The following is a 15,396-nucleotide window of genomic DNA, read 5'->3' on the forward strand; positions in this document are numbered from 1 at the left end:
CTTAATCTTAAATACGATGAAGATGTCTAAAAATATTAAGATCATGACGGCTCTCGTAGCAGGGCTCTTCTTATATAGTTGCCAGGATAGCTTTCTGGACAAACCAGCTCTTGGATCACTCAGCGATGCTCAGCTAAGCACCAAGGCAGGTGTTGAAAATCTCTTGATTGGTGCCTATGCTGCACTCGACGGAAATGGTGTGGGTGCTGCGAGTGCATGGGATGCCAACGCAGATAATTGGATATATGGCAGTATTGCAGGTGGCGATGCACACAAAGGAAGTGATGGTTCAGATCAGGCAGGTATTAACGCCATCATGACTTATAGTGCAGGACCAAGCAATGGTTTCTTCAACAGTAAATGGAAAGCTGTTTATGAAGGAATTAATCGTGCGAACACAGTATTGAAATTTGCTCCTTTGGCAACAAATATGACTGATGCACAAAGAGCGGACATCATGGCTCAGGCTCGTTTTCTTCGTGGTCATTATTATTCAGAGGTGAAGAAAATGTATAACAACGTGCCCTGGATAGATGAAACCACGACAGATCCTGCTGCGCAAACAAACACGACGGATATCTGGCCACAAATTGAAGCTGATTTCAAATTTGCCATGGACAACCTGCCTGCCACTCAGGCAGAGGTTGGTAGAGCCAACAAATGGGCAGCTGCATCATATCTTGCAAAAACACTGGTCTATCAGAAAAAATTTGCTGAGGCAAAAACACTTTTTGATCAGATTATATCACAAGGTGTTACAAGCAACGGATTGAAATATGCCCTTAGCGAGAAATATGAAGACAATTTCGATGGAGCAACAAAGAACAATTCTGAATCAATCTTTGCTGTTCAGGCTGCTGCCAATGACGGAACCAACACCATTGACAACGCGAATGCAGGTTCTATGCTGAATCACCCTTACGGTTCAAGTCCATTCGGATGCTGCGGGTTTTACCAGCCAAGTCAGGATCTTGTGAACTCTTTCCGTACCGATCCTGCAACTGGTCTTCCATTCGTTGACAATTACAATGCGACAATGGTTAAAAACGACATGAACATTTTGTCAACAGCACCATTTACACCCGACGTGACTTCTCTTGATCCTCGTTTAGACTGGACAGTTGGTCGTCGCGGGCTTCCGTATCATGACTGGGGCAATCACCCAGGACAAGCCTGGATTCGTCTACAATCTTATGCCGGACCTTATGCACCTAAAAAACACATCTACTGGCAAGCAACTCAGGACAAATATTCGGACAGACACTCATGGGCACCAGGTTCTGCAATTAACATCCTGATCATCAGATATGCTGACGTATTGCTACTTGCAGCAGAAGCAGAAGCTCAGGCCGGAACACTGGCTAAAGCGCAGGAATATGTAAATATGGTTCGTGCCAGAGCTGCAAACCCGAAAGGCTGGCTGTATAAGTACAAAAACGACGCAAAACCACTGGAAGGTTTTTCAACCACGCCTGCGGCCAATTACAAAGTTGCGGTTTACGCTCCGGGAGCATTTGCAGCACTTGGAAAAGACAAGGCACTTAAAACGATCTATTTTGAAAGAAGATTGGAGCTTGGAATGGAAGGACATCGCTTCTTTGACCTGAGCAGATGGGGAATCTCGGAAGAGACCCTTAACGCTTACATTCAATATGAAAGCAAAATCACTTCTGACATTACAGGTGGGAAATTCGTAAAAGGTAAAAACGAATACTACCCAATTCCACAAAGTCAGATCGATTTAAGTACACGTGGCGGCGTTTCATCTTTGAAACAAAATCCTAATTATCAGTAAAATCTGATCAAATCTATAAAAGAGGCGGCCTTCGGGTTGCCTCTTTTTGTATATTTCATCCCCGGAAAATTATAGCTGATCTAGAACTTTTTAGCGCTCATAAATTTTGCATCGACTTTTAACTGCTTCATCCATTTTACTTTGTGTTTTTTTGAATTCCTGTTCTTCCGGCACAAAAAAGGAAGGGCTTGCCGACGACCTTTCACATCCAGGAGCGCAATTATCAGCAAGGCACTGCGGGAGTTGTCATCTTGCCGTATCACCTGCTTTACTGGACAAGGAGACCTGGAAAAAGCGTGTGCTACCAGCTATGGCCAGGCAGCTTGGCTTGGAAGTGTGGCAAAATAGTGCTTACTACCAAAATGAAAAATCAGCCATTTCTTATGCCGACTGGATGATGATTGTAGCCTATTACGATTCACTGGCACCTGCCCATTTAGCAACTGCAAAATCAGATGTTCCATTGAAATCTGACTTTTCAATATTTAAACTCAGAAAACCACAAGCCCCTTCGGATCGGATCGCCACAACAACATTGGCCGCTATTGATCCTATAACCCTTTCCATTTACACGAGTGATTCTGAAACCGGAAACCTTTACCATTGGAATAATGATCTGAAACTGATCTCTTCCAACCCGCTGCCCTCCCCTGCGGTGAACATGGATTTTATCAATAAGCAACAGGCGTTAGTCACTTGCATTGGAGAAATGAAAGCACTGGATATTCCTTCGGGAAACGTGATGCTTGTTGATGAGTCTGGTAAGAGTACTTCAACCATTGCCTCCAATCTGATCAGGCCAATACAGACAGTTGCAGCGGATTTCGACAAAGACGGACTCACTGATTATGTAACATCAAGTTTCGGACATAACAAAGGCGGGCTTTTTTTGATGAAACAAAAGGCTGACAAGTCTTTTAAAACCCTCCCGATTCGTGAGGTTGCCGGTGCGACGCAAAGTATTACTGGTGATTTTAATGCTGATGGCTGGATGGATATCATGACACTTTTCGCACATGGGGATGAAGGAATATGGCTTTTTACCAACAACAAAAAAGGTGGATTTGATCAGAAAAATATTCTCAGATTCCCTCCTGTCTATGGTTCAAGCAGCTTTCAGATGGCCGACGTCAACAAAGATGGCAATCCTGACATCATCTATACAGCCGGCGACAATAGCGATTATTCCCGCATATTGAAGCCTTATCATGGTATTTATATTTTCACAAACTCAGGAAATATGAGTTTTAAGCAAAGCTATTTCTATCCTGTAAACGGAGCTACGAAAGTGATTGCGGCTGATTTCGACCTCGACGGAGATATTGATCTGGCGTCCATCGCGTTTTTTGCAGACTTAAAAAATAACCCGGCTGAGGGTTTCATTTATTTTGAAAACAAAAACAGTTCCCAAAACAAAACTTTAAGCTTTACACCACACGCGGCTCCTGTTAACCAGAATGGCAGATGGATATGTATGGATGTGAATGATGTGGATGGCGACGGAGATATTGATATTGTTCTTGGGAATTACTCAAAAGGATTCTTGAATGAAGATCATTTTACGCCGAACTGGAATACTGCAACGCCTTTTGTCATCTTGGAAAATACGATAAAATAATGTCAATCGTCGCGTTTCCAGTCGGCTGGCAGAAGAGAGGAGAACCGATCTTTTCCCAAATCTCCGGCAATTTCAAAACCCATTGGCATAGAAACCCAGCCTTGTGGTGTAATCACAATATATCCGTTGGGGAAAGTAATTTGCGTGAAGGGATGAGGCATATCAGCATAAGGTGAGCGACTTTTTTTATTGGTATAAAACACTTCCAACGGAGTACCTGACACAAGCAGTCTCTCCGTTTCCAGTTCACCAGGGCGGATCAGACGCATACCACGGACAGCTTCGATTCTGGTATGCAGGTGATTGGAAAGTAAATTGTTCCCATACCCTTGCCTTACTCCAAAACGGCGGAGCGAATCCGGAATGACTTGATAAACCTTGAATCCCTGCTCAATCAGACTGTCTGCAACCATGCTTGCCAGCAAATGTTTCATTGACCCGGTATATGCCACCTTCTGATTAGCTCGCCATAATTTCTTTTGTGCGTCGTCTTTGGGAACGAGCAATTCAAAACGCGTGCTGCCACCATAATAAACTTTACCTTCAAAAAAATCGAAGTCATCCAGATCCTGAAAAATCCGGTAGCCTAAGGCATTGTTTTCGATAATTACAGGTTTGGTACTTTGTGCAGTCAGATGCCCGTTGTCCTCTTCGTAAATTTTCAGTACCTCCGGATTTACAATACGGCAAAGTTTGGCAAACTGATTTGTACCCAATAACTCCCTGGTTATAATTTTTAGATTCTTCTCCCGCCTTTTGTTCTTTCGGGCATATACCGTCACGCCCTGCAAAGCCATGCCCTCCTTCATTTTAAACATGATCTTTTTTACACCAGGCTGTTCAAAACGCAAAGTTTGCCGGATGGTTTCGTAACCTAAAAAGGATACTCCCATTTCCAGATTTCCAATCGAAAGATTCGTGAGCCGGTAATTCCCGTTACCATCAGCATTGGTTCCAATAGTTGAGTTGTTGATAAACACATTGGCAAATGGCAGTGGCTTACCTGTTTTTTCATCGGTAACGGTGCCAGTCAGCGTAACAGTGGCATCCTGCGCGAAGCAAAAAGCAGCCGTAAGCGCCAGGATAAGGGCGGTAAGAATAAACTGTCTGGCCGGGTTCAGATTAATAAACATTGAGATAAGGAATAAAAAACGAATCGCAATAAATTGCCGCAGAACAAATATAAGGGCATGAAAAGGAGTGTAAGCCGATGAATTCAAAAAATTATGAGCTATGTTCCGATTTTCCAGATGATGCGATATTTTTCATGATGAGCTTAGGGCTGGTGCAAGTACCGAAATAAGCAGAAATGGATACGGCAAAATCTCTATGTGTATGCTCAGATCTGGATATGTATTCGAGCTCTCCGTAAAAAAGCTTAATGTCTTCAATCTGAATTTTGTAACAATACTGAACTGTCATATAACAACATTCAGCCAAGTAACCGTGTTTTCTCCCTTTTGAAAATAGCTCCAAACTTAGAAGAATCTTTGATTTGGAGATTATCGAAACCTGTAAAGAAAATAAATTAAAAATAATTCAACTTTTTTCAGGACATATCAAAGACGATTGTCTCTTTATACCTGAACCCCCTCTAACAATTTGGTTTCAGCAAGAATTTTTATAAATATTTAGCACAAGAGGTAAAGATAATGACCATGTCAGATCCAAATATGAAAACAGAATTATCCGGTCAGACAGATACTTTATCGGACGACAGACATTCTGATCTGTGGAGAAATTTCAAATTGGGAGACAGACAGGCCTTTGCGGATCTATTGGAATTGTATTATCCGTTATTGTTAAATTATGGTGTAAGGTTTCAGAAAGACCGTGAGTTTGTAAAAGACTGTCTGCATGATCTTATTCTTGATCTTTGGAACAATCGGGAGAAGCTTGACGATGTACGTCTAATTAAAATGTACCTTCTAAAATCCCTTCGTCGCAAACTACTTCGCGAATCCCGAAGATTAAAATGGTTTCGGGAAGCAAATGAGGTTACTGAAGATTACTCCTTTGAGGTGCAATTTGCCATTGAATCCTATATGATTTCCAATGAGGTGCAACACGAGGATTTGAAAAAACTGCGTGTCAAGCTGGATAAACTAACCAAGCGTCAGCGTGAAGCAATTTATCTTCGTTTTCATCAGCAAATGGAGTACGAGGATATTGCCGGCATTATGGCCATTAACTATCATTCGGCAGTCAATCTGGTTTATGAAGCATTGAAATTTCTACGTAAAAATTGGTTTTTAAGCATTGCTTCCCTGCTTTTATTCCGCAACTAATGTAATCTGATCATTGAGGCTTCTGTAGTCCGTCTGACATCTATACAGAAGATAAAAATAACCAAAAGAAACCACGCAAGACATAAAAAAATTTCGGTTCTGCTACCCAAGTAGAGAACCAAAAGCTAAAAGATATATGAAAAACTACAATCAGTTTGAGGCAGAAGATTTTGTTCAGGATCCATATTTCCGAAAATGGGTTCTTGGAAAATTGCCACCGGAAGATAATTTCTGGCCAGCCTGGCAGGCTGCTAATACCCTACAATATGAGGCTATTGAAAAGGCCCGAACCATGATAATTGCTTTTACATGTGAAGATATTCCGGTTGATCAGCAGGAAATAAGAGCTGGTATTGACGCTATTCTCTCCGACTCAGGCAATAATACCCGCGCTTTCTATCAAAAAATGGTTTGGAAAATCGCCGCTTCGATTCTCTTTTTACTGAGCCTGGGATATGTCTTTTTAAAACAGAACATTTTTTCTGATTCAGGCATTTCTCTGAACTTGACAGATGATCTTCAGGAAATAAATGAGGGATCCCAACCTCGCAGTTTCAGATTATCTGACAGTACACTCGTAACGTTATTTCCCAAAAGTAAGCTCAGGATAGATACGGATTTCGGCAAGAAAAAAAGAGAGGTGTATCTGAGCGGTGAAGCATTTTTTACGGTGGCCAGAAATACGGAAAAACCGTTTTTTGTTTATACCGGAGATGTGGTTACCAAGGTGCTGGGAACCAGTTTTAAGATTAAGGCTTTTTCAACAGATGAAAATGTTTCAGTAGCAGTAAGCACCGGTAAGGTTACAGTTTTTAAACAAAAAAATGGTGCACCCACATCGCATGCCCTTTCTGACGAAATTATTCTGGCACCTAATCAACAGGCGGTGTATGAGAAATCCGGCGAAAGACTGGTAAAAACGCTGGTTGAGAATCCCGTGATATTGCATGGAGAAACTGGCGCCGACGTCCTTGAATTCGTTGATACACCTGTTCCCAAAGTTTTGTACGAACTGGAAAAAGCATACGGTATTAAAATCGTTTTTGATGAACTGCTTCTGCACGATTGCAACTTCACGGCCCGGCTGACGACAGAGCCGCTTTTTGAAAAACTCAACCTGATTTGCGAAACCATTCAGGCCCGATATGAAATCGTGGATGGCCAGGTTGTGATCTATGCAAAAAAATGCCAGTGATATAATTCAGCTTAAAATCGAAAAAACTGTCCGGCTGCGCTTGCAACACCGCCGGACAAGAATGAATCCCGTTGTAAAACGCGCATTGGGGAATGCGGGAAGGGATTGTCTTTGCCTCAAATTTCTTACCATTTTAAACAAAAACCACCTTTTCAGGCCGATCAAATTTATGAAAAAAAACTTACTTCTCTTGTTGATCATGAGGATATCCTTTACCCAAATGATGCTGGCTTTGCTCTTTGCAGGATTGACCTACGCAACTGATGCACCTGGCCAGGACCTGCTCGAAAAACCACTTTCCCTTCAGGTGCGCGATAAGCCACTGAAAGCCATTTTGACGGCGATCGAAAACCAGGCTTCTGTTCGTTTTGTGTATAGTTCCAAAGCCATCCGCGCAGAAAGGCTGACAACAGTCAATGTTCAGAATCAGCCGTTGAAGGCTGTACTTGAATCTCTTTTAAGGCCGATGGAAGTAAATTACCGTTTGGCAGGGAATCAGATCGTACTCAGCCAGCAAACGGAACCAACTCTCCCGGTTTTACAAAAACCTGAAAGCAATGCCATCAGAGCAACCAGCGAAAGAAATCTGACCGGCCTTGTCACAGATGAAACCGGAACGGCTTTACCAGGTGTAAGTATTGTTGTAAAAGGAACGTCGCAGGGAACAACCTCAGGCTCGGATGGTCAGTTTTCATTATCTGTACCTGATGATATAGCGGTGGCTTTGGTTTTTTCTTTTGTCGGATATCTATCTCAGGAGGTTATTCCGGGCACTAAAACTTCACTTTCTGTAATACTTCTGGGCGATAACAAAGCGCTGGACGAAGTGGTTGTCGTTGGCTATGGTACTCAGAAAAAAGTCGATGTGACCGGTTCGGTTTCCACGATCAGGGGAGAAGCACTAACCAAAGCACCCAATCCAAACCTTGCCAATTCCCTGACAGGAAAAATGACCGGCGTGATCACTACACAACAAAGCGGAAAACCGGGTTTTGACGATCCAACTTTCCTGATCAGAGGAAAAAGCACTTTTGGAGATAATGGTGCGCTGATTTTGGTAGACGGCATTGAGCGTTCTTTTAGTCGGCTGGATCCCAATGAAATTGAAAGTGTTACAGTTTTGAAGGATGCAGCTTCCGCCTCCGTATATGGAGCCCGGGCAGCGAACGGAGTCGTTTTAATCACAACAAAAAGAGGAAAAGAAGGAAAAATCAAGATCAGTTATACCGGATCGATAGGATTTCAGACGCCGACAATCGTGCCAAAGATCATGGACGCCTACGACTATGCAACTTATCTTAATATTGCAAAGGTGAATCTGGGAGATAATCCGCGTTTTACCGATGAACAGGTGGAACAATACAAAAACGGGACGCTTCCTTCAACGGATTGGTGGTCGGAAGTACTCAAAAAAAGAGCCGCTATTCAGCAGCATAACCTTACGCTTAGTGGCGGAAAATCTGAGGGTGCAAAATATTTTATTTCCATGGGTGTGCTCAATCAGGATGGGTTGTATGATCTGTCTGGTTTTAAGCGCTACAATCTGAGAGTCAATATTGACAACCAGGTTACCAGAGATTTGAGGCTCAGCCTGGATATTGGTGCAAGACATGAAAATCTGAGCCAGTCTTCCATAGGCGACGGAATTTTTTCAACGGTGATCTATTCCAAACCAACCGAACGCCCGTATACGCCCGACAACATTGCTGCTGGTGGCTTAGGTTCTAACGGACAGGGCTTATCCCCTATCGGGCTGGCTAAAAATTCGGGTTATAATAAAACTGGAAATGATGTTTTTCAAGGAACCTTACAGGCCGATTATTCACCAAATTTTTTAAAAGGGTTATCTGCCAAACTTCGCTACTCGTATGACCGTTTTTTCTCAACGGCCAAGAATTTTTCGACTACATATACTTATTATACGTATGACCGGGCGATTGATAAATACAATAGATTCCAAAGTGGCGGTGGTACCAATTTGTCGGAAGGAACAGCCAATGATATGCGCTCTACGCTACAAACTTCACTGACTTATGACCGCAATTTCGGCAGACATGGGCTCTCGGCCTTATTTTTGATAGAAAAGATCGGGTACAACTACCAAAATTTGCAGGCATCCCGTGTAAATTATATTTCACCAGCTATCGACCAGATTTTCGCCGGTCCGGATCTGAATCAGAAAAACGGTGGGTCAGCTACCCAAACGGCCCGTTTGGGGTACGTGGGAAGGGTTAATTACAATTTTGAAGAACGTTATCTTCTCCAGGCGAATTTCCGATATGATGGTTCCTTCAATTTTCCAAGCGACAAACGCTGGGGACTTTTCCCGGCGGTGTCAGCAGGATGGCGCATTAGTGAAGAGGCCTTTCTAAAAAATCAGACGCTGATCAGTAATCTGAAAATACGGGCATCATACGGGCAGTTTGGGAATGACCGTGTGGCCGCTTACCAATACCTGACCGGCTTTAAATTCGGAGCTGGTTCTGTAATCGGAAATAACTACCAATCGGGAATTACCGACCTTGGTATTCCCAATCCAAACATTACGTGGGAGACGGCAACAAACACAGATCTGGGTTTGGAATTTGGAATACTGAACGGGAAAATTTCGGGTGAAATTGATTATTTCTACAAAAGAACAAAAGATATATTATTGCCAAGAAATGCGTCTGTGCCTGAAACTTTTGGCGCAACGCTGCCTTTTGAAAATATCGGAATTGTCGATAACAAAGGTCTGGAAGTTGTGCTTCGCTATCAAAATCAGTTCAGGAAAGTCAAATTTTCGGCAGAAGGGAATGTTACTTACGCCAAGAGCAAGGTCATTTATATGGATGAGCCCGCCGACGTAGAAAACCGGATCAAAAGAACAGGACAACCATTTGATCAGTTTTTTGCGCTGGAATCAGCGGGACTTTTCCAAACTCAGGAAGAAATAGACCAAGCTCCTGTGCAGGATGGAAACGGCAATAAATCCATCAAAACGGGGGATATCAAATATGTGGATTTTGATGGAAATAATGTGATTGACGGCAAGGATATTCACAAAGTAGGAAAGAGTGATATTCCCCAGCTAATCTTTGGGCTTAACCTTTCACTGAATTATCATGGATTTGATCTGACTGCAAATTTTCAGGGCGCAACCGGTTTTCAGCAATTTCTGCGCTACGATCCGTTCAATCTTGAGTCCAATGCACTTACGATGTTCAAGGATTCATGGACTCCCGAAAATACAGATGCGCGTTTTCCCCGCCTGTATGCCGGCATGAAACAAAACAACCGCGAAAGTTCTTCTTACTGGTTGTACAACGCGTCGTATGTACGGTTGAGGAATCTGGAAATTTCTTACACTTTTTCCAATCTCAACATCATTAAAAAGGCAGGCATCAACAATCTGCGACTTTTTGCCTCGGGTAATAATGTACTGACCTTTTCCAAAATGAAAGATCTTGATCCGGAAGCACCTAATATCAATCCGGGCAATAACGCCTACTATTATCCGCAGATGAAAACCTTCAATTTGGGCCTTAACATTGAATTTTAACTGAACCTTCTTATGAAAACCAATATATTTTATTTTCTCTGGTTGCTTGTGCTGGTAGTTGTGCCGATGTCGGGCTGCGACAGTGATTTTCTTGATAAAAAGCCGCTGGATATTATTTCAAGCGAGTCTGTTTTTACAGATCAGGCTTTGACGGAATCCTATTTGTATAATATTTATGACTACATGCCAGTTGGTTACGGATTGTACCAAATGGAAGGTCAAAATGTACTTTCAGGGCTTGGAATCACAGATCTTCTTGATGGCAGCACGGACATGCTACGCTCTCCTTCGGTTTGGAATGAAAGTAACAGCATCATGATTCCGGGCGTTATCACCGCTACGTATAATCCACTGGAGACCTGGGGTCGAAGTTATCAGGCAATCAGAAAAGTGCATAACCTGATCCATGGTTTGAAAACCAGTACGCTGGATGAAACCTGGAAAACACGTGTAACTGCCGAAGCGAGATTTATCAGAGCCTTCATGTATTTCGATTTGGTGAGGCGCTATGGCGACGTGCCTCTCATCACCGATCTGCAATCTTTCGACAATATAGAAAACCTGCTTGTTGCCAGAACGCCAGCGGATCAGGTTTATGATTTTATTGATGCAGAACTCTCTGCCTGTGGTGAAATATTGCCATCGGTTAAGGAAATGAGAAGCACAGAAGCTGGAAGAGCCACCAGGGAAGCTTGCTGGGCTTTGAATGGCCGCGCCATGCTTTTTGCAAAACGATATGCCAAATCTGCACAAAATTCAAAAAAGGTAATGGATAGCGGAAACTTCTCGTTGGATGGAGATTATAATGCATTATTTCAATCTCATGGTGGAAACAAGGAAGTGATTTTTGAAATCATGTTCAACGGAACCAATAAAGGTCATGCCTTTGATAATCTTTTCCTGCCGCCAAGTATCGACAATGGATGGGGCTCTCAAACGCTGCCAACACAGGAAGCTGTGGATTCCTATGAAATGCTTAACGGGAAAGCCATTACAGATCCTGCCTCAGGTTATGACCCTCAAAACCCGTATATCAACCGCGACAAACGTTTTGCTGCCAGTATCATTTTTGAAGGTGCAACCGTAAAAGGCAAAGTAATTCACACCGGTGCTTTAATGCCAGACGATGGTTTAGGGCTTGAAGGCCGAACGATCACCGGTTATTACATCCGCAAATTTATTGACGAAACAATACCTTTCGTAGAGCTTGATTTTAATGGTAGTAAAACTTCCTGGAAAGAGCTGCGGCTGGGCGAAGTGCTTCTTAATTATGCCGAGGCGCAAAACGAAGCAGTTGGCGGAGATGCGTCGGTATACAGCGCAATTAACCAAATCCGCAGCATCCACGGCGGGTTGCCGCCCCTTGATGCAGGACTTTCTAAAAATCAGCTGTTCGAAAAAATTGTACAGGAGCGCAAAATCGAGCTGGCTTTTGAGGGGCATCGATTCTGGGATCTGAGAAGGTGGAAAAAAGCCGAGCAGGTGCTGCACGATAAGTACATGCATGGAATGAAAATCACGACTGATGCTGTTACTAAAAAACTGATTTACACACCATTTGAAATAAATACCTTACCAAAACAGGTGTTTCTACCCAAACATTACCTGATGCCCGTCGGATTTGCTGAGATCAATAAAAACAAAAAACTGGTTCAAAACCCTGGATACTGATGAAGCATCAACTAAACAAGATAGCTGTTTTGCTGGTTTTAATCATTCACCTTATTACAGCCTGTAAAGAGGTGAATCCCGGCACTCCTTCGACAAATTCAACAGGGAATCTTACCTACTACGTCGATTCTCAAAATGGCAATGATGCCAATAGTGGTTTGAGCGAGACACTCGCCTGGAAAACTTTCGCCAGGGTAAATTCAACCACATTTGTAGGTGGCGATAAAATTTTGCTCAAATCGGGTGGTGTCTGGTCATCCCGGCTTCATCCTTTGGGAAGCGGCTCCATTGATAATCCCATAACCCTTTCCTCATATGGAGACGCGGCCAGACCTGTAATTAATGGAGCCGGACTGGCCGGTGCTGTGGTGCTGCTTAAAAACCAGTCGCACTGGGTCATAGAAGGATTGGAAATTACCAACACCGCCGATGTAAGGAGCAATACCTATCGTTGGGGAATTCAGGTTGAAAATGCGAATGGTGGTGTTTTAAGCAATATCAAAATCATTAACAATTACGTCCATCACGTAACAGGTTCGTTCCGTTGGGCGGATGGTTTTATTGGTCCGCATTTGAACGGAGGTATCGGTGTCAATGTCACAGGAACTTCCGGTACAGATAAGTTTGACAATGTTTTGATAGAATCAAATACCGTTTCTTACAGTGGACGCACGGGAATCGTAGTATGGGACAACGTCTGGAACAACGCCACCCACGCTACCACGAACGTAAAGGTCAGACGAAATAAAGTGGAGTTTATTGATAGCGATGGTATTTTAACTTACGGCTGCAATGGTGCATTATTGGAATATAATGTGGCCAATACCTGCGGAAATTATGCAGAAAGCGGGCAATTCAACGGTTCGTGTGCAATCTGGTTTACGCGCGGAAGTGATTGTATCAGTCAGTTTAACGAGGCCTACAATACAAAAGCCTTACTTGACAATGCAGACGGGCAAGGCTTTGATATCGACCTGGATGCGACAAACGGCATTGTGCAGTACAATTACAGTCACGACAATGCGGGAGGTTTTCTACTTTTGATCGATGCCCGAGGCGATCCCAGCGTTCAGAACGGAACCAGCGGGTCTATTGTCCGCTACAATATCAGCCAGAATGACGGAGCACGGATCATTAACTTCGCCGGAGGCGTCGCACCGAATTCTGCCATATACAACAACATTTTTTATGTTGGCTCCGGGCTTTCAACCAATATCATAGACCACTCCTGGGATCTTGATATGACGCAGCCTTATTATTTCAAAAACAATATCATTTATAATCTTGGGTCGGGAACCTACCGAATTCCTGGCAATGCCGGCAGTTTTGATTACAATTTATATTTTGGCAATCATCCGGTTTCGGAGCCTTGGGAAGCACACAAATTGACATCAGATCCTTTGTTTGTGAGTGCAGGAAGTGGCGGTTTGGGTATCAATTCCTTGGATGGCTATAAAATAGCTGGCTCATCTCCTGCGGCTGGTTCAGGAGTGTTTATAACCAACCCGGGTGCTCAGGATTTTTGGGGAACCACGATTTCGTTGTTGAATTTACCAAGTCGCGGCGCCCATTTTATTGCCGGAGCACCGGTAGGAACCACCGGACAAACGACGATTGATCCGCTCAATTCGTTTGGAAATACGTACGGACACAGCGCAAACATGGTTATTGATAGCAGCAACCCGTCTTATTTCGAAAATGATAGCGCCAGAGTAACACGAAGCGACGCAAATGCTGGTACACTGGTTTACAATTTGAATAGCATTTCGAATTTTAGCATAGCTGTATATGAATTCAGCACCGATCTTTCAAAGGTGAAGTTTTACGCGTCGGCGAATGGAATCTCCTGGAATTTGGTAAGCGTCAACCATACTCCCCCGGCTGCCACATCAAATGGTTGGTTTAAAACCGTTTTCACCCCGGCTTCTGCTTTACCTGCCGGGAACAATTACCTGAAGATAGAGCTTTCTGATGCCAGTAGCTGGAGTACACAGATCGGTCAGGTAAGTATTGCACATGTGAATTAATCTGCTGAATTGACAAATGAAAATGAAACTTCTAAAGGTAGTATTCTCAAATCTTTTTCTGCTGGTAGCATGGTCGGCTTTTGCCCAGGATGCGCTTACGCTGCAAGACGAAGCGTATGGAACAGATTCACTTCAAAAAATGGATGTCTATTTACTTCCTGATCGTACGTTGACAACACCCGTCGTAATTTTGGTACATGGCGGCGGGTGGATGGCAGGCGATAAAGAAGCTTGTAATTTCATGAAGGATTTTCTTACCACTCAAGGTATCAATATCATCAATATCAATTACCGCCTTGCTACCACTGGCAAAATAACATACCGGGAAGTTATGGCGGATATGGATCTGGCTATTGATCATGTGCTCAAAAAGGCAGATCAATGGCAGATCAGGAAAACTAAGTATGTTTTCTGGGGAGGAAGTGCAGGCGGTCATCTGGCTATGTTATACGCCTATAAGTATGATAAGAAAAATGTAATTTCAGCCGTTACAACACTAGGTGGTCCTACAAAACTGGATGATATTGAAACGTTATCAAAAGGAAAAAAGGAGGATATAGAAGGCCTACTACCCCTGATAACAGGAGATAAATGGCAACCCGAAAACCTGGCACAATCCTACCAGGACGCGAGTCCATTTTATGCTATCGCTTTCAGGCCCACTCTTTTGATGCATGGAGAAAAAGATAACATTGTTCCAGTTGGACAAGCCCAAATCATGTACACGCATTTAAAGGAAAATGAGGTTCCGACAGAATTGATCGTGCTCGAAAATGGCGGACATGGCGGAGAAGGTACATCCGCTGAAACATCAAAAAAAATGGCTGTCACGATTTTAAAGTGGGTTCAAAAATATGGGCTTTAAGCAGTAAGATTAAATGACTACCACATAACACCATTTTTTCAAAGACGGTATCTTGTTTCAGAATAACCCTGTTGAAATACCTGCAATAAGCCATTTGACTGCTCGCAACATTCATTTGGCTTATTGCATTAATGTGTTCTTCTGCACCTGTAAAATCCTGCATTAGGTTTTAATTTATACAGCTCGCCACCAACTGCACAGTGAAGACCTTGTCGGTACACCTGACACACCACCAACTAATTCTCATCACTTCTGACTATACTGCTGTCAATTACCCGGTTATAACCGTCGTCTCCGACTGAAACAATACGACTTTTACTCAAAAATTACAGCGATGCAGGATGAATTTTGCAGCACCACTTACATTCCCTTCACAACTGTTTAAAATTTGCCGTG

9 protein-coding genes are annotated in these 15,396 nt (G+C 43.1%); 8 read left to right on the top strand and 1 reads right to left on the bottom strand.

What is annotated here, in order from left to right; translation table 11 throughout:
- Window positions 1-16: 16 nt before the first annotated feature.
- Both LZG71_RS19545 and LZG71_RS19550 read left to right on the top strand, forming a co-directional pair.
- Window positions 17-1,795, top strand: a complete 1,779-nt coding sequence (locus LZG71_RS19545; protein WP_233823190.1) for a RagB/SusD family nutrient uptake outer membrane protein — start codon at window positions 17-19, stop codon at window positions 1,793-1,795.
- Window positions 1,796-1,946: 151 nt separating this feature from the next.
- A complete protein-coding gene (locus LZG71_RS19550; protein WP_233823192.1) occupies window positions 1,947-3,413 on the top strand; it encodes a VCBS repeat-containing protein in 1,467 nt (488 codons plus the stop codon).
- Window positions 3,414-3,415: 2 nt separating this feature from the next.
- Here the strand turns inward: LZG71_RS19550 and LZG71_RS19555 are convergent, their stop codons facing one another.
- Window positions 3,416-4,546, bottom strand: a complete 1,131-nt coding sequence (locus LZG71_RS19555) for a carboxypeptidase-like regulatory domain-containing protein (protein ID WP_233823193.1) — start codon at window positions 4,544-4,546, stop codon at window positions 3,416-3,418.
- 540 nt (window positions 4,547-5,086) lie between these two features.
- On the opposite strand from LZG71_RS19555, the gene LZG71_RS19560 reads away from it, so the two are divergent.
- From LZG71_RS19560 to LZG71_RS19585, 6 genes are all read left to right on the top strand, one after another.
- Window positions 5,087-5,701 carry an RNA polymerase sigma factor gene (locus LZG71_RS19560; protein ID WP_233823195.1) on the top strand — a complete coding sequence of 205 codons (615 nt, stop codon included), beginning with the start codon at window positions 5,087-5,089 and terminating at the stop codon, window positions 5,699-5,701.
- Between the two features lie 136 nt (window positions 5,702-5,837).
- The gene (locus tag LZG71_RS19565; protein ID WP_233823197.1) at window positions 5,838-6,896 is read left to right on the top strand and encodes a FecR family protein; all 1,059 of its coding nucleotides are present in this window, start codon (window positions 5,838-5,840) and stop codon (window positions 6,894-6,896) included.
- Window positions 6,897-7,065: 169 nt separating this feature from the next.
- Complete coding sequence (locus LZG71_RS19570) at window positions 7,066-10,437, top strand: TonB-dependent receptor (RefSeq protein WP_233823199.1); 3,372 nt, start codon at window positions 7,066-7,068, stop codon at window positions 10,435-10,437.
- A 12-nt stretch (window positions 10,438-10,449) separates the two neighbouring features.
- A complete protein-coding gene (locus tag LZG71_RS19575) occupies window positions 10,450-12,108 on the top strand; it encodes a RagB/SusD family nutrient uptake outer membrane protein (RefSeq protein WP_233823201.1) in 1,659 nt (552 codons plus the stop codon).
- Complete coding sequence (locus LZG71_RS19580) at window positions 12,108-14,135, top strand: hypothetical protein (RefSeq protein ID WP_233823203.1); 2,028 nt, start codon at window positions 12,108-12,110, stop codon at window positions 14,133-14,135. Before LZG71_RS19575 ends, LZG71_RS19580 begins: the two co-directional genes overlap by 1 nt.
- Before the next feature lie 22 nt (window positions 14,136-14,157).
- Window positions 14,158-15,000, top strand: coding sequence for an alpha/beta hydrolase (locus LZG71_RS19585; RefSeq protein WP_233823204.1), 843 nt, complete (start codon window positions 14,158-14,160; stop codon window positions 14,998-15,000).
- Window positions 15,001-15,396: the final 396 nt, after the last annotated feature.

The organism is Dyadobacter sp. CY312, from assembly GCF_021390535.1.
GTDB lineage: Bacteria > Bacteroidota > Bacteroidia > Cytophagales > Spirosomataceae > Dyadobacter.

Bases quoted from the DNA above. Each gene is read 5' to 3' on its own strand.
- LZG71_RS19545 (WP_233823190.1), top strand. From the start codon at position 17: ATGAAGATGTCTAAAAATATTAAGATCATGACGGCTCTCGTAGCAGGG.
- LZG71_RS19555 (WP_233823193.1), bottom strand. From the start codon at position 4,546: ATGTTTATTAATCTGAACCCGGCCAGACAGTTTATTCTTACCGCCCTT.
- LZG71_RS19560 (WP_233823195.1), top strand. From the start codon at position 5,087: ATGAAAACAGAATTATCCGGTCAGACAGATACTTTATCGGACGACAGA.
- LZG71_RS19565 (WP_233823197.1), top strand. From the start codon at position 5,838: ATGAAAAACTACAATCAGTTTGAGGCAGAAGATTTTGTTCAGGATCCA.
- LZG71_RS19570 (WP_233823199.1), top strand. From the start codon at position 7,066: ATGAAAAAAAACTTACTTCTCTTGTTGATCATGAGGATATCCTTTACC.
- LZG71_RS19575 (WP_233823201.1), top strand. From the start codon at position 10,450: ATGAAAACCAATATATTTTATTTTCTCTGGTTGCTTGTGCTGGTAGTT.
- LZG71_RS19580 (WP_233823203.1), top strand. From the start codon at position 12,108: ATGAAGCATCAACTAAACAAGATAGCTGTTTTGCTGGTTTTAATCATT.
- LZG71_RS19585 (WP_233823204.1), top strand. From the start codon at position 14,158: ATGAAACTTCTAAAGGTAGTATTCTCAAATCTTTTTCTGCTGGTAGCA.